Annotated in this window: 21 protein-coding genes; 17 read left to right on the top strand and 4 right to left on the bottom strand. The window is 35.2% G+C overall.

Features of this window, described 5'->3' with window-relative positions; all coding sequences use genetic code 11:
* Positions 1–77: 77 nt before the first annotated feature.
* The 6 genes from LRP83_RS05170 (at position 78) to LRP83_RS05145 (ending at position 5,294) form a co-directional block, all read left to right on the top strand.
* On the top strand, positions 78–554 hold the full coding sequence (locus tag LRP83_RS05170) for an N-acetyltransferase (RefSeq protein WP_230495619.1): 477 nt from the start codon (positions 78–80) through the stop codon (positions 552–554).
* A gap of 31 nt (positions 555–585) precedes the next feature.
* A complete protein-coding gene (locus LRP83_RS05165; RefSeq protein ID WP_230495618.1) occupies positions 586–978 on the top strand; it encodes a thiol-disulfide oxidoreductase DCC family protein in 393 nt (130 codons plus the stop codon).
* Positions 979–995: 17 nt separating this feature from the next.
* Positions 996–1,913 carry an aminoglycoside phosphotransferase family protein gene (locus LRP83_RS05160; RefSeq protein WP_230495617.1) on the top strand — a complete coding sequence of 306 codons (918 nt, stop codon included), beginning with the start codon at positions 996–998 and terminating at the stop codon, positions 1,911–1,913.
* Positions 1,914–2,128: 215 nt separating this feature from the next.
* A complete protein-coding gene (locus LRP83_RS05155) occupies positions 2,129–2,650 on the top strand; it encodes an HD domain-containing protein (RefSeq protein WP_230495616.1) in 522 nt (173 codons plus the stop codon).
* A 473-nt stretch (positions 2,651–3,123) separates the two neighbouring features.
* Entirely contained in the window at positions 3,124–3,687 is a 564-nt protein-coding gene (locus LRP83_RS05150) for a glycerol-3-phosphate acyltransferase (protein ID WP_230495615.1), read from the top strand.
* Positions 3,684–5,294, top strand: a complete 1,611-nt coding sequence (locus tag LRP83_RS05145) for an aminotransferase class V-fold PLP-dependent enzyme (protein ID WP_230495614.1) — start codon at positions 3,684–3,686, stop codon at positions 5,292–5,294. The genes LRP83_RS05150 and LRP83_RS05145 overlap by 4 nt, the downstream gene beginning before the upstream one ends.
* 91 nt (positions 5,295–5,385) lie before the next feature.
* Here the strand turns inward: LRP83_RS05145 and LRP83_RS05140 are convergent, their stop codons facing one another.
* Entirely contained in the window at positions 5,386–6,171 is a 786-nt protein-coding gene (locus LRP83_RS05140; protein ID WP_230495613.1) for a TIGR00266 family protein, read from the bottom strand.
* 336 nt (positions 6,172–6,507) lie between these two features.
* Between LRP83_RS05140 and LRP83_RS05135 the strand changes: the two genes are divergently transcribed.
* The 7 genes from LRP83_RS05135 to LRP83_RS05105 all read left to right on the top strand — a co-directional run bounded on the left by LRP83_RS05135 (position 6,508) and on the right by LRP83_RS05105 (position 14,907).
* Positions 6,508–6,708, top strand: coding sequence for a cold-shock protein (locus LRP83_RS05135; RefSeq protein ID WP_230495612.1), 201 nt, complete (start codon positions 6,508–6,510; stop codon positions 6,706–6,708).
* A gap of 114 nt (positions 6,709–6,822) precedes the next feature.
* Positions 6,823–6,969: a YycC family protein gene (locus tag LRP83_RS05130; protein WP_230495611.1), complete on the top strand. Its 147-nt coding sequence runs from the start codon at positions 6,823–6,825 to the stop codon at positions 6,967–6,969.
* Positions 6,970–6,999: 30 nt separating this feature from the next.
* Positions 7,000–7,752 (top strand): AAA family ATPase, encoded by a 753-nt coding sequence (locus LRP83_RS05125; protein WP_230495610.1) that lies wholly within the window; start codon positions 7,000–7,002, stop codon positions 7,750–7,752.
* A 122-nt stretch (positions 7,753–7,874) separates the two neighbouring features.
* Positions 7,875–9,413: an AMP-binding protein gene (locus tag LRP83_RS05120; RefSeq protein ID WP_230495609.1), complete on the top strand. Its 1,539-nt coding sequence runs from the start codon at positions 7,875–7,877 to the stop codon at positions 9,411–9,413.
* Positions 9,414–9,573: 160 nt separating this feature from the next.
* Positions 9,574–12,222 carry a DNA mismatch repair protein MutS gene (mutS, locus tag LRP83_RS05115; RefSeq protein ID WP_230495608.1) on the top strand — a complete coding sequence of 883 codons (2,649 nt, stop codon included), beginning with the start codon at positions 9,574–9,576 and terminating at the stop codon, positions 12,220–12,222.
* A 21-nt stretch (positions 12,223–12,243) separates the two neighbouring features.
* Positions 12,244–14,088, top strand: coding sequence for a DNA mismatch repair endonuclease MutL (mutL, locus tag LRP83_RS05110; RefSeq protein ID WP_230495607.1), 1,845 nt, complete (start codon positions 12,244–12,246; stop codon positions 14,086–14,088).
* Between the two features lie 204 nt (positions 14,089–14,292).
* Positions 14,293–14,907 carry a DedA family protein gene (locus tag LRP83_RS05105; protein ID WP_230495606.1) on the top strand — a complete coding sequence of 205 codons (615 nt, stop codon included), beginning with the start codon at positions 14,293–14,295 and terminating at the stop codon, positions 14,905–14,907.
* Positions 14,908–14,953: 46 nt separating this feature from the next.
* On the opposite strand, the gene LRP83_RS05100 is transcribed toward LRP83_RS05105, so the two are convergent.
* Positions 14,954–15,364: a nucleoside 2-deoxyribosyltransferase gene (locus LRP83_RS05100; RefSeq protein WP_230495605.1), complete on the bottom strand. Its 411-nt coding sequence runs from the start codon at positions 15,362–15,364 to the stop codon at positions 14,954–14,956.
* Between the two features lie 128 nt (positions 15,365–15,492).
* Positions 15,493–16,500, bottom strand: a complete 1,008-nt coding sequence (gene mreBH, locus LRP83_RS05095) for a rod-share determining protein MreBH (protein ID WP_230495604.1) — start codon at positions 16,498–16,500, stop codon at positions 15,493–15,495.
* A gap of 276 nt (positions 16,501–16,776) precedes the next feature.
* Here mreBH and miaA point away from each other — a divergent pair, with 276 nt between their 5' ends.
* The 3 genes from miaA (at position 16,777) to spoVK (ending at position 19,152) form a co-directional block, all read left to right on the top strand.
* Positions 16,777–17,733 carry a tRNA (adenosine(37)-N6)-dimethylallyltransferase MiaA gene (gene miaA, locus LRP83_RS05090; protein ID WP_230495603.1) on the top strand — a complete coding sequence of 319 codons (957 nt, stop codon included), beginning with the start codon at positions 16,777–16,779 and terminating at the stop codon, positions 17,731–17,733.
* A gap of 25 nt (positions 17,734–17,758) precedes the next feature.
* A complete protein-coding gene (gene hfq, locus LRP83_RS05085; RefSeq protein WP_230495602.1) occupies positions 17,759–17,995 on the top strand; it encodes an RNA chaperone Hfq in 237 nt (78 codons plus the stop codon).
* Between the two features lie 209 nt (positions 17,996–18,204).
* Positions 18,205–19,152, top strand: coding sequence for a stage V sporulation protein K (spoVK, locus tag LRP83_RS05080; protein ID WP_230495601.1), 948 nt, complete (start codon positions 18,205–18,207; stop codon positions 19,150–19,152).
* An 82-nt stretch (positions 19,153–19,234) separates the two neighbouring features.
* Here the strand turns inward: spoVK and LRP83_RS05075 are convergent, their stop codons facing one another.
* Positions 19,235–19,909: a TerC family protein gene (locus LRP83_RS05075; protein WP_230495600.1), complete on the bottom strand. Its 675-nt coding sequence runs from the start codon at positions 19,907–19,909 to the stop codon at positions 19,235–19,237.
* Between the two features lie 405 nt (positions 19,910–20,314).
* On the opposite strand from LRP83_RS05075, the gene LRP83_RS05070 reads away from it, so the two are divergent.
* The gene (locus tag LRP83_RS05070; RefSeq protein ID WP_230495599.1) at positions 20,315–20,905 is read left to right on the top strand and encodes a YitT family protein; all 591 of its coding nucleotides are present in this window, start codon (positions 20,315–20,317) and stop codon (positions 20,903–20,905) included.
* Positions 20,906–20,910 lie beyond the last annotated feature (5 nt).

Raw genomic sequence — 20,910 nt, 5'->3', positions numbered from 1 at the left:
TAGATAATCACATCATTATCATAATTCATGGATAGAAAAGGATTCAATAAATAGTTAGATGAAAAAAAGGAGATTTTATGAACTGGACTACAAACAAAATGACCGAATCTTATGCAAAGGAAATACTTCTATGGCAATACGATTCCCCTTATGATTTTTATAATAATGAATTAACAGATGAATCACTAAAAGAACTAATGAATGATACTTACCTGGCAGTAATCGATGAAACTAAACAATTAACAGGTTATTATTGTACGGGTATAAGTGCAATCGTACCAGCTGGTAATGAATACGGTGCATACAATGAGAGTATGATTGACATAGGGCTAGGACTTAAGCCAGAACTAACAGGGGCTGGCCGAGGAGGAAGTTTCCTTGCTTTTATTCTCCAAAATATTGAAAACGCGAATATACAATGCCTCCCACTACGTTTGACTGTAGCATCCTTTAACAAAAGAGCGATAAAACTTTATGAAAATGTTGGCTTTATTACGCAGCAAAGTTTCGATTCAAAGGGGATAACCTTCCAAACGATGATAAAATATAAGTGAAACGAACGTCGAACCTACAAAGGTGAGAAAGATGAGGCGTATCATTCTATTTGATGGTGTTTGTAATTTTTGTGATAGCAGTGTGCAATTTATTATAAAAAGAGATCCAAACGGTGCTTATCAATTTGCTCCACTTCAAGGTGAAACGGGTAAAAAGCTATTGAATGAATTTGGTCTAACGGAAAATCTTGATAGCATTGTATACATTGAGGATGATAGATACTATAAAAAGTCAGCAGCGGCTTTAAAAGTATGTGAAAATTTAGGAGGTGTATGGAGGTTATTTGTTATTTTTAAAATAATCCCTACTCCAATTAGAGACATTTTCTATGACATTGTCGTGAAAAACCGTTATAAATGGTTTGGGAAAAAAGAATCCTGTATGATTCCATCCCCTGAAATTAGAAGTAGATTTCTAGAATAGAGAAATAGGAGGATATAATGCTTCAACTTTCTGATGTCTACACTAAGAATATAAAATTTGTCCATAAGGAAAAAGGGCAGGAATGGTTAGAGAATTTACCAAAACTTATTACTTACTGTGAAGAACGATGGAATCTAAAGGTATTAGACGCCTCTTTTGAATTGTCCTATAATTTTGTTGCAGCTGCCGTTTTCGCCGATGGAAGAGAATTAGTATTAAAACTCTCAGTACCTAGTCAAGATTTTCTATATGAATTAGAGGCTCTAAAACTATTTAACCATCATAATAGAAAGATGGTTCAGCTGTTGGATTATGACGAAGAAAAGGGGATTATTCTTCTCGAGCGACTTAAACCAGGTCAAATGCTCTCAACGATAGATGACGATGAGGTTGCAACGAGAATTGCAGCAAATATATTAAAAGAACTCTGGGTTCCTGCAAAAAGTGACAGTACACTTCCGACGACTAAAAATCGTGCAGCTAGTTTAATTGCACTAAAAAAAGAGAATCCAAATGGACTTGGCCCCATTTCAGCCTCATTGTTAGAGGAGGCGGAGTACTTTTTCAATAAAATGAATGAAACAAGTACTCAATCATATCTTCTTCATGGTGATCTCCATCATTACAATATTCTATCTAAAAGAAATTCCTGGATGCTCATTGATCCTCAAGGTCTTATTGGGGAAAGAGAATATGATCTTATTCAGTACTTGCAAAATAAATTACCAGAAGAAGGTTGCAAGGAGGTCATTAAAAAGCGTATTGACATTTTTGCAGAAGAGTTGGGGCTAAACAAAGAAAGAATCTTAATGTGGGGAATTGCTCATTCCATTTTATCCACCGCATGGTCAGTTGAAGATAACGAAAATTATTCAAGAAGTTTCTTTCAAGGAATCCAAGCTATAAGGGATATATATCAGGATTCGAAAAAATAAAATAAAGAAAGGTTGGATTTTTATTAAATCCAGCCTTTCTTTTTTGCAATATTAACTGCATCATTTCGATTTTTGGCATATTATTTTTGAATAATTTCGATATATAATTTCGAAATCAGGTGAAAACTGTCATATTTGTTTAGTCATTTGTAGAGAATGGGTATGGTAGCTTAAAATAAAGGACATCAAAAAATATATTGCTAAGGAGAAGTTGAATGAGGGACGTTACTTTAATTGATATTTTTCATCATCATATTGCCCAGAAATTCTTAAATCGATCTGGTTTAGCACATGCTATTGCCGTTTCCTATCATGCTTTTCAATTGGCAAAAGAGCATAATGTGGATGTTGATATAGCGGCAAAAGCAGGATTGCTGCATGATATGGGTCATTACACTTGGTATCGGAATGGGAAATGGGATTACGATTTGTATAAGCAAAATGATATTCATCCAATAAAAGGGGCAGAAAGAGCCCATAAATTATTGATAAGGCTAGGTGAAAATCCGGTAAAAGCAAAAACAATCGCTTTAGCCATATTGTTCCATACTGATTCCTTTCTACCTACAAACGACATTGTTCGAACGCCATTACAACAAATCGTTAAATGGGCAGATGAAAAAGACGAAGAAGAAGGCGGGATGCATCACTATCGAACAATCGATTTTGATAGAGCTAAAGAGAGTCTTAGTCGTTTAGATGGATGGATTGACCTTGAACACAAAAAGTTAGGATGAATGAAATGAAGGCTCCCGTTAATAATGAGGAGCCTTTTTCAGCTATTATCAGTCTAATAGTCCAAGCCCAGTCATATGAATGAATAAAAAAGGTTAAATAGAAAAAAGGGGTGGGGGAGCTAACGGAGCAACCTAATAGGCTCATATACTGTCAGAAAAAATAGATATCCATATACTATATTAAAGCTATTATTTTTCTATTATTTGTAATAATAGAGGAGTAGCGCCTACACTTAAGTCGTCATGTCAAATATAGACTACGACTATGGTGGCAACATTTAAGTTGTTAAATTGACCTTGTTTTGATGGAAGGGTCACAATGAACCTTTTCCAAATGGGTAAGGTCTTTTTTATAAATTTTGTATTCTTTGATCAAACAAATACAGTAATAGTAGAAATAATGATAAAATTATTATAATATTCCTTTTATAAGAAAAGGTTTCTAGAAAAATATGTTAATAGGTTGTGTCAGAATGATTTGGATCTATTTCATTTCATCCTATTTTGTTGGAACAATCATGTTTGGATTTCTAGTAATTAAAGTAATCCATCATAAGGATTTGCGACATTTGGGAAGTGGAAATGTGGGAGCTAGAAATGCAGGACGCGAACATGGAAAAAAAGAATTTATATTGATTTTTCTAGGCGATGCTTTAAAGGGGGTTATCGTGGTTGTCTTTGCGAGCATCCTACATTTTCCAGAGTATGTACAGTTGCTTGGATTAGCACTATGTATCATTGGTCATATAAAGCCCATAACCCTAAATTTCCAAGGAGGAAAAGGAATTTCGACTTTTATTGGTGGCATCATCGCCTTTGAACCACTCGTCGTTTCTGTTATCATAATCGCTTTTCTAATCCTTTATCCTATTCTCAAAAGCTTTACGATTGCAGGACTTGGGGCCTTCCTGTGTATTCCCATGCTTCTTGTTTTTAAGGAGTATGATTGGATTAGTTGTCTACTTGTTACAGCGATCATATTAATGATTTGCTTTGTACATACAGAAAATATAAGTGAAAGGCTGAGGAAAATTTGAGCGAAAAGCATGAATATTTTTATAAAATTGCTAATCACCAACACGAATTTGATCTTATCCATCAACTAAATTACCAGACCTTTTCAGAGGAAATACCTCAGCATCAAAAAAATGAGCATGGAAAATTAGTTGATCCTTTTCATCATGAAAATACATATATTATATGTTTAAAAGAAAGCGAATTAGTTGGTATGATTGCCGTTCGTGATAATCGACCATTTTCTCTAGATAAAAAAATAGGTGAGGTTGAGCAGTCGCTTCCAATAGATGTAAAAAAACTATGTGAAATTAGGCTATTAGCTGTAAAAAAAGAGCATCGAAGTGGCAGAGTATTTTTAGGCTTAGCCGCATTTTTGTCAAAGTATTGTTTAAGAAAAGGCTATGATGCTACTGTCATATCAGGCACAAATAGGCAATTAAAACTTTATAAGCAGATGGGTTTTCAACCATTTGCACATATGACTGGAAATAATGAGGCTCAATTTCAGCCAATGTACTTAACTAAACAAACATTTGAAGAATCGTTAGCTGGCAGGATCCTTCAACCAACGATTCCTTTTTTACCTGGACCTGTTCGGGTTTCTGAAAAGGTACTTGATGGATTGCGAAATCTACCCATTTCCCATCGATCAGAAGTATTTTTTGAAAACCTTAATAAAGCAACGAAAATCCTGTGTCAATTAACGAAGAGTAAACATGTGCAAATTTTATTAGGATCTGGGACATTGGCAAATGATGTCATTGCGGGACAGCTTTCATTAGAGACCGGTAAAGGTCTTATCTTAAATAACGGTGAATTTGGTAGCAGGTTAGTCGAACAGGCAGATCGATTAGGGTTGAATTTTAATGTATTGAGAAAAAATTGGGGAGTTCCGTTTTCTAAAGAAGAGATTAAAGCTAGTTTAACAGATGAAATAGGTTGGATATGGGCGGTTCATAGTGAAACCTCTACAGGAATGCTAAATGATATAAATCTACTTAAAGAAATATCTTTGGAAAATGGTTTAAACCTATGCCTTGATTGTATTAGCTCAATCGGTGCTGTAGATTTAGACTTAACTGGTGTTTTTTTAGCATCAGGGGTAAGTGGTAAAGCAATATCCGCACTAACCGGTTTGTCCTTCGTATTTCATCAACATGAAGCTAAGCCATCGCCACTTCTTCCTAGATATATTGATTTAGGAGTTTATTTTGAAAACGGTAGCATACCATTTTCTCATTCCTCCAATTTATTGGATGCCTTGTTGATAGCACTTGAAGAATTAAGTCCAAGCACATATGTTAACATTAAAGAGACTCATTCTTATTTAAACAGAGTGTTAAGTCTTGTTGGTTTCAAAATCACAACGACAGAAAATATCGCATCACCTATTATCATTACGATAGAAATTCCAAAGGATATTTCTTCTTTGGATATTGGAGATAGTCTACTTTACCAAGGCTTTCAGTTACATTATGAGAGTGCTTATTTACGAGAAAGAAATTGGATTCAAGTTGCTTGCGTAGGTGACTATACAACAACAGAATTAGAAAGAATGATCCAAATCTTGTCAAAGGTTTATCGCTATGAGATGGCATGCAAATTCACTAATTTAATCAGTAATTGAAAATAAAGCCCTTATTTCATTATAGAAATGAGGGCTATTTTTAAATGATAAGTCCATACGCCGCTAAACGGGCGCTTCCGCTTTTCTTATATCAATCACCATCAAATAAATTAAATATACCTTTTGCAATACTACCTTCATCTTTGGCTCCACCAGTTTGCGGCATGGCTGCAAATACCCGACTTGCCAAGCGGCTGAATGGAAGGGATTGAATCCATACTGATCCTGGACCACTTAAAGTAGCAAAAAATAATCCTTCCCCACCGAATAATGCAGTCTTTACGCCTTTTACCATTTCAATATTATAGTTAACATCTCTTGTCATCGCGACTAAACACCCAGTGTCAACTCTCAGAACTTCACCAGGAACAAGATCTTTTTTAATGATTGTACCTCCTGCATGAACAAAAGCCATCCCATCTCCTTCAAGCTTTTGCATGATGAAGCCTTCGCCTCCGAAGAAGCCAACTCCAATTTTTCTTTGAAACTCTACTCCTACCGCAACACCTTTTGCTGCAGCTAAAAAAGCATCTTTTTGACAAATAATTTTGCCTCCATATTCACTCAAATCCATAGGAATAATTTTTCCAGGATATGGTGAAGCAAAAGAAACGCGTTTTTTATCTATACCTTGATTCGTAAAAGTAGTCATAAATAAGCTTTCACCTGTAAGAACACGTTTTCCTGCACTAAATAATTTCCCCATAAATCCAGAGCTTTCTGTGCCATCTCCAAAGATTGTTTCCATATGAATATGATCATCCATCATCATTAAACTACCAGCTTCAGCAACAACTGTTTCTTTAGGGTCTAGTTCAACTTCAACAAATTGCATGTCATCACCATAAATTTTGTAATCAATTTCATGATTGTTCATAATCTACCTCCCTATGTAAGTCCTGCACCTATATTTTAAGTGTTTTATTACTATCTTGCTACAACTAGAACAATATAATTTAAGGGAAGAATTAGATGATTCGCATGAGGAATTTTTAGCTAAAAAGGCTGACAAATCCCTATCATTTCTGAGGATTTACTAGCAAATTTTTCATTTTTACTAAAGATTAACTTGCTTATCCAAACATTTACTGTTAGTATTAAGGAGAATTATTTTTGTTCGAGATGTAGGATAAGTGTTAAACGCTTTGTCTTGAAATTCACTGAGCAAGGATAGTATTACAATGTGTCACTGAACACGTAGGAGGCAACAAACATGGAAAAAGGTAAAGTAAAATGGTTTAACGCAGAAAAAGGTTTTGGATTCATCGAGCGTGAAGCAGGAGACGACGTATTCGTTCACTTCTCAGCAATTCAAGGCGAAGGCTTCAAATCTTTAGAAGAAGGTCAAGAAGTAACATTTGACGTTGAGCAAGGTCAACGTGGACCTCAAGCTTCTAACGTTCGTAAAGCTTAATATTAAGCTTATATAAACAGACTCTTTCGAGAGTCTGTTTTTTTTTGTTTATTTTTGCGTCATTCCGAGCAAGAAGGTACAATTAGGTTATCGTAAATGAGAGGTGGTTTTCAAATGAAACCAATGCAAATTTCGGCAGAAACAGCTATAAAGCTTTCGGAACAATTAAAGCTACCAATTGAACAAATAATGCATATGCCAAAGCATATTTTAATTGCAAAGTTAGCCGAACTTGAAGCAAAACAACAGGAAGAAAAATAAGCCGAGAGATTATAAAAAGGACGAAACTAAATGTTTTTAAAAAAAATCAGTTTGCTAACGGATAAAGTACCCAACCTAAGTAAATACCCTTTTTCAATTCCTGCTATAAAAGGATTGGAAGAGTTAGAGATTAGGCAAAACATTACCTTCTTTGTTGGGGAAAATGGCTCAGGTAAATCCACCTTGTTAGAGGGGATTGCTTCACAAATTGGTTTTAATAAAGCTGGAGGAAGTCAAAATAATCGTTTTGAAATCACTGACACCGTATCTTCCTTAGGAGTTTATTTACGGTTATCATGGCTCCCGAAAATGAGTAACGGATTTTTTTTAAGAGCTGAAACCTTTTATGACTTCGCCTCACATTTAGAACAGCTACAAAAGGAAAATCCAAATATCGATGTGTTTAAATCGTATGGGGGAAAATCCCTTCATGAGCAATCACATGGTGAATCTTTTCTAGCTTTATTTAAAAATCGCTTTGGCCAAAAAGGGATATATCTACTTGATGAGCCAGAGGCTGCTCTCTCACCAGCTAGACAATTAGCTTTATTAAAAATCATCCATGATTTAGAAAAAGAAGAATCTTCTCAATTTATTATCGCTACCCATTCACCTATTTTGCTCGGTTATCCTAATTCGACTATTTTTCACTTTGACAACGAAACAGGAATAACTGAAGTTAAGTACGAGGAAACAGAACATTTTCAGCTGACGAAATATTTTTTAAATAATCGTGAGAGAATGCTCCACCATTTATTTTTAGAACCAGATGAATGTGAATAAAGATTATCAAAGGCTCTGATACTTCTCAGTGCCTTTTTTTGTATTTTTCAATAAGCATGTAACTACCTTGTAACTTTAGTTACGTACAATTACACCAATATAAAAAAGGGAGAGATTGTACAGTGAGGTGGGAAATAGACTGGCTTGAAAATAGGGCAAGAATAACACCAGATGCGCAAGCGGTTATTGATGCAGAGACAAATACATTTTGGAATTATGAGCAATTAAATAATCGTGCAATCTCCATCGCCCAATGGCTTAAAAGCCAAGGCGTGAAAAAAGGAGACAGAATTGCCCTTTTAGCCCCCAATCATATTAGCTATTTTGATTTAATCTTTGCAAGTCAAAAAATTGGAGCCATTTTTGTCCCGTTAAATTGGCGGCTATCTATAAATGAATTAAATGATATTTTATTAGATTGTTCACCAGTAATAATTGGTATCCATGTTAACTTAAAAGACCACTTTTCACCTTTATGTGCTCATTCATCCTTGATTTTTAGTGTTGGCGATGAGGAATTTGAAAGCTTTACCTCAAATGCAGGCGATTGTAATCATCATTATGATGAAGATATTAATATGGATGATCCATTAATGATGATTTACACAGGAGGAACGACAGGCAAACCTAAAGGGGTTGTACTCTCCAATCAATCCATTCTATGGAATGGCATGAACACAGTGTTAAGCTGGAATCTATCTAGTAAAGATGTAACTTTAACAAATATTCCTATGTTTCATACGGGTGGATTGAATGCACTATCAATCCCATTGTTGCTAATGGGAGGGACAGTGGTAATTGCTGACCAATATGACCCTAAAAAAGCCATTCAATATTTAAAGCAGTTTAAGTGTACAATTGTTCTTTTTATCCCAACAATGTATCATATGATGATTCACACGGAGGAATTTAGTCAAAGTGATTTCCCAAATATGAAGGTTTTTCTTTCTGGAGGAGCTCCTTGTCCACTTGAAATATATGAAGCATTTTGGAGCAAAGGATTACAATTTAAGGAAGGATATGGTCTGACTGAAGCAGGACCAAATAATTTTTATATCGACCCAAATAAAACTCATCTAAAAAAAGGATCAGTTGGAAAACCGATGCTTTTAAATACCGTTAAAATAATGAAGAATAATTTACAGGAAGCGGCATACGATGAAGTTGGGGAATTATGGATAAAAGGCAATCATTGTTTTTCCCATTACTGGAAAAATGGAGAGGCCACTAGCTCCACTTTTTACGACGGCTGGCTTTGCACGGGAGATTTAGCAAAAAAGGATTCAGATGGCTACTTTTATATCGTTGGTCGCAAAAAAGATATGATAATAACTGGGGGAGAAAATGTGTATCCCTTGGAGGTGGAGCATTGGCTTTCATCCCACCCACTAATTGATGAAGTATCTGTTATTGGATTACCAGATGAAAAATGGGGTGAAATTGTCACTGCGTTTATTGTGTTAAAAACAACTTCCCTAATCGAACTGGATGAATTAAAGGAATATTGCTCTTATAAACTTGGAAAATATAAAATACCGAAAAAATTTATTTTTATGGATTCTTTACCAAAGACTCATGTTGGGAAAATGGATAAAAGAGCTTTAAAGGAAATCGGAATACATCCATCACATTCAAAAAAAGTTAACACGAATAAAGATTAAAGCAAAACGCTTTAGTCTTTATTCGTGTTGAAAGTGGAATAATAAAATCGTAGTTAAAAATAACAGTTAACAAATCCCACCACTAAAAGGAACAGACACAATATGTTATAATAGATTGTCGAATTATGCATATAAAGTAATTAAACAGGTGGAGGAAAATATGGCAACTTACACGCCTATGATACAGCAATATCTTCAAGTAAAGGCAGAATATCAGGATGCCTTTTTATTTTTTCGATTAGGTGATTTTTACGAAATGTTTTTTGATGATGCGGTAAAAGCATCACAGGAATTGGAAATTACCTTAACAAGTCGAGAGGGTGGAGGAGAAGAACGCATTCCAATGTGCGGGGTTCCCTATCATTCCGCTCCTAATTATATTGAACAATTAATTGAAAAAGGCTATAAAGTAGCCATTTGTGAACAAACGGAAGATCCCAAACAAGCAAAGGGAGTAGTGAAAAGAGAGGTTGTACAGCTTATTACTCCTGGTACGGTGATGGAAGGTCGAGGATTACAAGATAAAGAAAACAATTTCTTAGCTACTATTTCCTATTTTGACGATGAAATGTATGGATTTGCCTACAATGACCTTACAACGGGTGAGGGGAAAGCTACCTTGATTTCTGGGAATTTCGATGATGTGTTGAATGAAGTCTCGATTTTAGGGGCAAAGGAAGTTGTTATAGATTCTAAGTTTGATATCGAGTTACAAAAGAAATTAAGGGACCGAAATGTGATGGCTCTATCATTTGAGGATTCATCATCTATTGATAGGTCATTTTCACATCTTCTAGAAGAATTGCATCAAGAAGCACTTAAAAAGACCGTTTCAAGGTTATTTCATTATCTTTATCGGACGCAGAAAAGAAGTCTTGATCATCTTCAGCCAATAAAGATGTATGAAATTCAACAATTCATGAAAATCGATTATTTTTCCAAGCGTAATTTAGAGCTAACGGAAACGATTCGTTCTAAAGGCAAGAAAGGCTCCCTACTATGGCTGCTTGATGAAACAAGAACCGCTATGGGAGGAAGGCAGTTAAAGCAATGGGTGGAGCGCCCGCTAATTGATCAAAAACAGATAGGTCATAGACATTCCTTAGTGGAGCTGTTTATCCATCACTATTTTGAGCGACAAGAACTACGTGAGAAATTAAATGAAGTGTATGATCTTGAACGTTTAGCAGGACGAGTAGCTTTTGGTAATGTTAACGCAAGAGATTTGATTCAATTAAAGAAATCACTATCTCAAATACCCTTTTTAAGACAAATTTTACTTTCCTTAAATAGTGAAGTTTCAAATGATTTAGCAGATAGACTTGATCCATGTGAAGCGGTGACCGATTTATTAGAAAATGCCTTGGTTGAAAGTCCGCCAATATCAGTGAAAGACGGAAATATGATTCGCGATGGATTTAATGAGGAGCTTGATCGTTACCGTGACGCAAGTCGTAACGGGAAAACATGGATTGCACAGCTTGAACGAATGGAACGTGAAAAGACTGGAATTAAGTCATTGAAAATTGGTTATAACCGTGTTTTTGGCTACTATATTGAGGTGACACGAGCCAATCTTCATCTTCTAGTTGAAGGACAATATGAACGGAAGCAAACACTAACTAATGCAGAGAGATATATTACTCCTGAGTTAAAAGAAAAAGAGACTTTGATTTTACAAGCCGAAGAAAAAAGTGGCGAACTAGAATATGAGCTATTTACTCAAATACGTGAACAAGTGAAGGAATATATTCCTCAGCTACAGGCGTTAGCAAAAGCTGTTAGTGAGCTTGATGTTTTACAATGCTTTGCACAGGTCAGCGAAGAGCGTCATTATGTAAAGCCTCAATTCTCAAAGGACCGTAAAATCGTCATCAAAGATGGTCGCCATCCAGTGGTTGAGAAAGTGCTAGATTCAAATGAATATGTACCGAATGATTGTTTTATGGACAATGAAAGAGAGATTTTACTCATTACAGGACCAAATATGTCTGGTAAAAGCACGTATATGCGTCAAATCGCTTTAAGTTCTATTCTTGCTCAAATAGGTTGTTTTGTTCCAGCAACTGAGGCTACTTTACCTATATTTGATCAAGTGTTTACAAGAATAGGGGCAGCAGATGATTTAATTTCTGGTCAAAGTACGTTTATGGTAGAAATGCTAGAAGCAAGGAATGCGATTGTGAATGCTACTAAAAATAGTTTAATTCTGTTTGACGAGATTGGTCGAGGAACATCTACGTATGATGGGATGGCCCTTGCTCAAGCCATTATCGAGTATATTCATCGAAAAATTGGTGCAAAAACCTTGTTCTCAACCCATTATCACGAGTTAACAGTATTAGAGGATGAGCTTCTGAAGGTGAAAAATATTCATGTTAGTGCAATTGAGCATAATGGGAAAGTCGTTTTCCTTCATAAAATAAAAGAGGGAGCGGCGGATAAAAGCTATGGTATACACGTAGCTGAATTAGCCGAGCTACCTAAAGAACTTATTAAGAGGGCGAATGAATTATTAAATCAATTTGAGCAAAAACAGCAATTGTTAGAGGCTTCAAATATGACAGCTCAATCCAATCCAACGATTCTTAAACAAAAAAATGAGGACAAGCTAGTGGATAGTTCAATAGCTGAACCAAGTGCAACTGCTCAATTATCATTTTTTGATGAACCTAGAGAGCTATCAAAGCCTGTTGTAGGTAAAGATCTGAAAGTACTAGATCAACTAAAAAAACTAGACATTCTAGATTTAACTCCGTTACAAGCGATAAACACATTATATGAGCTTCAAAAAAAATTAAAGGGTTAAACCGCTTAGGGGGTGGCATAAGTGCGAAAGATTATCCAATTAGATGATGCATTAGCAAATAAAATTGCTGCAGGTGAAGTGGTTGAACGACCAGCTTCAGTTGTAAAAGAACTAGTTGAAAATGCAATTGATGCTGGTAGCACGATTATCGAAATTGAAATCGAAGAAGCTGGTCTTGCAAAAATCAGGATAATAGATAATGGCGATGGTATTGAAGAGTCTGACGTTTTAGCTGCTTTCCAAAGACATGCCACCAGTAAAATCAAAAACGAATCAGATTTGTTTCGAATCCGAACTTTAGGATTTAGAGGAGAGGCATTACCGAGTATTGCATCAGTTTCAAGGCTTGAAATGAAAACTTCCACAGGATACGAAGCAGGAACACGTGTCGTGCTAGAAGGTGGAAAAATTGAAGTTCTTGAAAAGGCTTCAAGTCGAAAAGGAACGGATATTACGGTGTCTGACCTATTTTTTAATACTCCTGCTCGCTTAAAATATATGAAAACCATTCATACAGAGCTAGGGAATATTACCGACGTCGTAGGAAGAATTGCTTTATCACATCCAGAGATTTCATTTCGTTTGATTCATAATGAGCGAAAGGTGATGCATACGAATGGAAACGGAGATGTAAGGCAGGTGTTAGCAGCAATTTATGGGATGAGCATTGTAAAAATGATGGTGCCCATACACATTGAGTCACTAGACTATAAAGTGTCAGGCTACATTTCCTTACCTGAAATTACAAGGGCATCTAGAAATTACATCTCAACGATGATAAATGGGAGATTTATAAAAAACTATCCTATAGCAAGAGCCATTCAGGATGGTTATCATACATTACTTCCGATTGGTCGTTATCCAGTTGTGCTTTTGAATATTGAAATGGACCCAATATTAGTCGATGTGAATGTGCATCCATCGAAAATGGAGGTTCGTATAAGCAAAGAGCAAGAATTAACTGAGTTGATTACAAATGCTATTCAATCAAGCTTTAAAACAAAGACGCTGATTCCTTCAGGGGTACCATCAACTAAAGTGGAACGTCCAAAGTCAGAACAGACCACTCTAACACTCGATGAAAAGCCAATTATTAAGAATGACTATACTTTTCCAATTAGTAGCTTAGTAAAAGAGCCAATACCAGTGCTAATTACGGAGCAAGAGGCTACAGATGAGTTAAAAACACATGTTCAAGAAGTGGACCATGAAGTTCGACTTGAAACACAGCCAGAGATTGAAAATTTTGATGAAGTCGTAGAATTGAAAGATTCTTGCGAAAAACGTGTACCAATGCTATATCCTATAGGACAAATGCATGGAACTTATATACTTGCTCAAAATGAAAATGGTTTGTATATCATTGATCAGCATGCAGCACAAGAGCGGATTAAATATGAATATTTTCGTGAAAAGGTTGGCCAAGTAGAAAATGAACTCCAAGAACTCCTCGTTCCACTTACATTGGAATATGCTGCAAATGAGTATATGAAAATTGTTGAATATAAAAAGGAACTTGAGCATGTTGGGCTTTTTTTTGAGGAATTTGGTACTAATTGTTTTATTGTTCGTGCCCATCCACAATGGTTTCCGATAGGAATGGAAAAGGAAATCATTGAAGAAATGATTGAACAACTTTTAGAAATGAAAAAAGTAGATGTAAAAAAACTTAGGGAAGAGGCCGCCATAATGATGAGCTGTAAAGCATCGATTAAAGCAAATCATCATTTACGTCAAGATGAAATCCAGGCACTTCTAAATGATCTTAGGAACAGCTCTGATCCGTTTACTTGTCCACATGGCCGCCCTATTATCATTCATTATTCAACATATGAGATGGAGAAGATGTTTAAACGTGTTATGTAGCAGCGAATGAATCTTCTTTTCTATCAATCCTATAATATTTAGAAGAGGATGCTTAGGACGTACCTAAGCATCCTCTTTATATTTTGTTAACTTGTTTGTCTCACTTAGATTGCGGAAACAAAGTATTAAAATATTTATACATATATGGGACAACTATTAATAAGATTTTAATAAGGAAGATTATTAAACTAATGGAGGAGAAATGTGGAAAATTGGATTACTGAAATCATCTCACAATATGGTTATATTGGGGTTTTTCTAATTATTGTATTAGAAAATTTATTTCCTCCCATTCCATCTGAAATTGTCCTGTCATTTAGTGGTTTTATGACAACAAGGACTGATTTAAGTGTAATTGGAATTATCATTTCATCTACAGCAGGATCGGTAATTGGAGCAATGATTCTCTTTAAAATTGGCTCTATTCTTGATGTGAAAAGGCTAGAAAAAATAATTGATCGTTGGGGTCATATATTACGTTTAAAGAAGGAGGATATTAGAAATGCGAATGTTTGGTTCGAGAAATATGATGTCTGGACAGTTTTCTTTTGTAGAATGATACCTTTACTTAGAAGTATCATTTCCATTCCTGCAGGGATGTCAAAAATGAATTTTTCATTATTTTTACTACTAACCTTTATTGGAACATTAACATGGAATACAATTATTGTTTGTTTCGGAGCTATGATGGGAGAATCCTGGCCAAAAATTCTAGCTTTTACAGAAGTTTATTCAAAAATAATATACTTGGTCATTGCATTAGGGTTAATATGGTTGATTTATTATTATATTACAGTACTTAGAAAAAGAAGGGTCTAAATTGTAGATTAGATAAGCATAGTTCTATAAAGGGACAAAGGCTTTTTTATCCTTTGTCCTTTTTTAGTGATATTTCATTTTCGAGTACCATCTCGATGAAATTATCTAATGGGCCAATATACGGGATAATTTCTTCTAAAAAATAAAACGTTGATGTCTTTGAAAAATCATTAATATCTTCAGTAGGTGAATATAGATATACTCGTTTATGTTGTGCTAGAGCTATTCCTAATTCCACATGAGTACCTTTGCCACCTGGTAAAAGAACGATGAGAAAATCCGCATTCAATACTCCTATTCTCTCATCTTCTCCTATGGCTTGTAATTTTTCAACACTATCAGCTCGTTCATTTTGTGTCCAATCATAGGTATGTGTAAATCCATAAGACTTTAAATGAGCTGCAACAATTTGAACAATCTTTTTATTTAATAGTCCTGAAGCAATATAAAATTTCATTTTATCCACCTTTTTTATTTCGGATCATCTTCATAATAATTGCAACTTAGCTACTGCACAAGGAAAAAAATATTTTTTGAAATAAATAAGTACTCAAAAAAGAAAGGAATCCCGTGGGATTCCTTTACCTATTTAGCTATTGAATAAATTTTATCAATATATTTTAATGCCATACCGGTACCTAAAGCTACAGATTCAAGAGGGCTAGCTGCTAGATGCACAGGTACATCGATTTCTTTATTGACCCACTCTTCCATTCCTTTAATTAACGCTCCACCGCCTGTTAAGATAACGCCACGATCTACGATATCCCCGCTTAATTCAGCAGGACATTCTTCTAAAGTGGCACGTATAGCTTCTAAAATATGTGAGAGAGATTCTTTCATTGCTACATGAATTTCAGTGGAAGTAATACTAATTGTTTTGGGGAGTCCTGACATTAAATCTCTTCCTCTAATTTCCATTGAAACTTCTTCATGATCAACAATGGCATAGCCAATTTCCATTTTGATTAATTCGGCTGTTCTTTCGCCAATTAAAACATTATAAGCCTTTCGAACGTATTGAATAATATCCTCGTCAAGCCGATCTCCTGCAACTCGAATGGAATGACAGGCAACAACACCACCGAAGGAAATAATAGCTACTTCTGTTGTTCCACCACCGATATCAACGACAACATTTGCAACAGGCTCATCAATTGGAAGTCCTGCACCGATAGCGGCAGCTACCGGTTCTTCAATCAATTGAACCTTTTTGGCACCAGCAGATCGTACAGCATCTTGGATGGCTCGACGGTCTACGCTCGTTGAACCTGAAGGAATGCATATAACAACATTCGGCTTACGAACGGCAAACCCTAGTTTCTTTGATGCTTTACGCATGATATGTTGAAGTAATTGTGTAGTTACATCAAAATCAGCAATTACTCCGTCCTTTAAAGGACGGATTGCCACGATGTTTTCCGGAGTTTTCCCAATCATCGCCTTTGCATCTGACCCGACAGCTAGTACTTTTTTTGTTTCAATGTCAATGGCAACAACTGAAGGTTCATTTAGGGCAATTCCTTTATTTTTACTGTATACAAGAATATTAGCAGTACCGAGATCAATCCCTAGCTCTATAGTTGATAACATTTATTTCACATCCAATTTCATAATTGATTTTTTAATATAGTAACTTTCGATATATTCTTCTAAAATGTTATCATGACTTTGGGGGTAGATTATGCTTTGTTATACAAGCGTTAAACAAATGTAATTTTACAAGAATAATTTAACTTTATTGGATTGAATTTGAAAAGAATAAAAGTAGGTTATATTGGATATAATTTTTAGATGTTCAACTGCTTTTCGAAAATTATGTTAGGATAGGTAATATAGAAGATTAATTTTTAAAGGCAGTGTGAATGAATGGACAATAAAGAAAAATTGTTGGTTTTAATTGGGCCGACTGCGGTAGGAAAAACAAAACTAAGTATTGAACTTGCTAAAAAGTATAATGCAGAGATTATTAGTGGAGATTCAATGCAGATTTACAAACAGATGGATATCGGAACAGCTAAAATCCAATCTTCCGAAATGGAGGGGATACCTCACCATTTATTGGATTTAAAAGAGCCTGATGAGAGCTTTTCAGTGGCTGAATTTCAGCACCTTGTTCGCGAAAAGATTACTGATATTCACAAAAGAGGAAAGCTACCAATGCTAGTAGGGGGGACTGGCTTATATATTCAATCCGTAATTAATGATTATAAGTTTACAGAAACATGTTCTGATGTTGCATTTCGGCAGGAATTAGAAGAAAGAGCACTTCTAAACGGAAATGAATACATCCATGACCTGCTTATGCAAATTGACCCTGAAAGTGCCGAGCGAATCCATCCTAATAACGTTAGAAGAGTAATTCGTGCATTAGAGGTCTTTCATTGTACGGGGAAAACAGCGAGTGAATACCAACAAGATCAAGAACATGAGCTTTTATACAATGTAGCTTTAATTGGTTTAACTATGGATCGAGACAAATTGTACGAACGCATCAATCTCCGGGTTAATTTAATGCTGGAGGATGGACTATTAGAAGAAGTAAAAGCCTTGTATAACAAAGGAATAAGAGATGTACAATCTATTCAAGCGATTGGTTATAAGGAAATTTATGAATATTTAGATGGCTTAGTTACTTTAGAAGAGGCAATCAAAATTTTAAAGCAAAATTCTAGAAGGTATGCCAAAAGACAGTTAACTTGGTTTCGAAATAAAATGGATGTTACCTGGTTTGATATGACTGAAATAAACAGCTACTCAAAAAAAATGAATGAAATTTCTTTATTTATTGAAGGAAAGCTCGCAATTAAAGCGAATACATATTAGTAGAGAGAAAAGAGGAGGATACATAATGAACAAATCCATTAATATTCAAGATCAATATTTAAACCAACTCCGTAAGGACGGTACAAACGTGACTGTGTTCTTATTAAACGGATTTCAAATCAGAGGTCAAATAAAAGGTTTCGATAATTTTACTGTCCTTTTTGAATCTGAAGGCAAACAACAGCTAGTATATAAACATGCTATTTCTACATTTGCTCCACAACGAAATGTACAATTGGATTTGGATAATAGCGAAAAATAATAAACAATAAGCCAAGAGTCTACATTTGTAGGCTCTTTTTTTATTTACTTAAAAAAATTAAAAATTCTTTAATGAATTGGGACTTAAATGAATAAATATAAATGAGTTGGTTTATCCACCAAAAAGTCTAATAGTTTAAATATAAATAGGCTTTTGTCACAAATTGCACATCGATGCGTATACTGTCTGGTGAATGAGAGGTGAAAGCTTTGGATCAACCGATGCGCATGAAAAATAATGGGCAGATAAGTATTGTCCTAAATTCTCATAAACGAAATACTATTTCAAGGGAATTTGATGAAACCCCAGTTGCTCCAAAGGTCATTCCACCCGAGCATACTGCTTTAAAGGAGATTGAAGAGGAGCTAGGGCAATTAGTAGGAATGGAAGAAATGAAACGGATGATAAAAGAGATTTATGCGTGGATATATGTAAATAAAAAACGGGATGAAATGGGTTTGAAGACGGGCAAACAATCACTTCATATGATGTTTAAGGGAAATCCAGGTACAGGGAAAACAACGGTAGCTAGGTTAATCGGTAAACTATTCCAAAAAATGAATGTGTTGACTAAAGGCCATTTAATTGAAGCTGAGAGAGCGGATTTAGTAGGCGAATACATCGGTCATACAGCACAAAAAACACGCGATCTAATAAAAAAATCAATGGGTGGAATTTTATTTATAGACGAGGCCTATTCCCTAGGTCGGGGAGGGGAAAAAGATTTTGGAAAAGAAGCTATCGATACTTTAGTAAAGCATATGGAGGACAAACAACATGATTTTATCCTCATATTGGCTGGATATTCCCGTGAAATGGAATACTTCCTAAGTTTAAACCCTGGTTTACACTCTCGATTTCCACTAGTGATTGATTTTCCAGATTATAATATTGAACAGTTAATGGAAATTGGTGATCGGATGTTAAAAGAGCGAGAATATACATTAAGTCATGAAGCAGAAAAAAAACTAAAGGATCACTTAACGTGGCTCAAAACAAGTTTAACTCCGAATAGTTTTTCAAATGGTCGTTATATAAGGAATGTTATCGAAAAATCGATTAGGGCTCAGGCGATGCGATTATTATTGATTAGTCATTTTGACCGTCATGATTTAATGACTATCCGCAGTAATGATTTAGTTTTTGGTGAAGAGTAAATAATGAAAACAGCGACCCATATGTTTAAGTGGGCCGCTGAAATTGTAATTAGATCAAAAAAAGGAGGATACCTCCTCCTTTTTAATTTGCATGTGAGACGATTTGTCTTTTTTTCAATCTTGCAATAAGTATAACTCCCCCAATAACTAGTGCGGATAAGCCATATTTTATTACTGGGTTGTGTTCAAAAAATTGAGCCCACATTTTTTCTTCCATAATCATTTTTGAAGCAGTGAACGCAAGAATCGCTGATCCAAAAGTGATAATTAATGGGTACCGCTCAACTAATTTTAATATAATTGTACTACCCCATACCATAATTGGAACGGAGATGATTAACCCAATAACAACTAAACCGAAATGTCCATTTGCTGCTCCCGCAACTCCGATTACATTGTCTAGACCCATTAAAGCATCTGCCACTACTATCGTTTTGATAGCTGCCCAGAAATTGTCTCCAGCTTTAATTTCATGACCACTATCATCTACAAGAAGTTTATAAGCAATCCAAATTAGTAAAACTCCCCCAATTAGAAGTAGTCCTGGGATTTTTAACAGCCAAACGACAGTCAAAGTAGCAATCATACGAATAACAATGGCACCAACTGTTCCCCAGATAATTGCTTTCTTTTGTTGAGTTTTTGGTAGTTTCCTAGCTGCTAACCCTATAACTATCGCATTGTCTCCTGCTAGAACTAAATCGATCACAATAATGGCTAACAATGCTGACCAAAATTCTGGTGAAAGAAATTCCATTTTATTACTCCCCCTAATTTCTATAAATTTAATTAAAATGATGCATTTTCCTGTCCATTACAAACAAAAAGACCTCTACCTATAGGTAAAGGCCAAAAAAAGACCTTACCTATGGTAAAGGTCTCGCTAACAACATAAAGTTGCCAACAAAGCCGGGGATAAATCCCGTAATGACGACTTTGCTGTAACAGCTACTCCCCTTTAAAAAAGGTTGAGATATTAATCTATATATCTATTTTAGAGATATATGGGTATTAAGTCAAGACGTTTTTGGGCTTAAACGGTATGGCCAAAATGAAAAGGTAGGAATTGTAGACGTGTTAAACCTCTACGTACATTCTTTTTTAAATAATCTTCACATATAAATGACATGTACAAACTGTTCCTAAAAGGATGAGGTTTATTATGTCTTATAAACAAAAAATATTGGCCGTAATTGTCGGTAGCCTATTTTTATCAGTTGGGATTAATTTTTTTCTTGTACCATTTGAATTGCTAGATGGTGGAATTATCGGAATAGGTTTAATCATAAATTATTTAGTTGGGTTAAAAGCTGGACTAGCTATTATTATGCTAAGTATTCCAGTATTTATTTTGGCTTGGGTATACAATCGTGTTTACTTTTTTAATAGCCTCCACGGAATGTTATTTTCTTCATTTACGATTGATTTATTATTTCCATATCATGAAAGCTTTACCACATTTGTTGAATTTACCGCTATAACAAGTTCGATTATGGGCGGGATTTTCGTTGGTATTGGTATAGGAATAATGTTAAGGTTTGAGACGAGTACAGGTGGTACTGATTTAATCGCACAATTTTTATCAGAAAAAACACACATAAATGTAGGGGTAATGATTTTTATCATTGATGCAATAGTAATAGGTGCTGGAGGAATGCTGTTATCTCAAGACACGTTTTTACTTTCTGCTTTAACGATAACTTTTGTAGGACTAGCCACTAGTCTTTGTACACTAAAATTTAGTAGGGAGTAGGAGAG

The sequence above is a fragment of the Pseudoneobacillus rhizosphaerae genome (genome assembly GCF_917563885.1).
GTDB lineage: Bacteria > Bacillota > Bacilli > Bacillales > Cytobacillaceae > Pseudoneobacillus > Pseudoneobacillus rhizosphaerae.
This window is presented reverse-complemented; position numbering and strand designations above follow the sequence as displayed.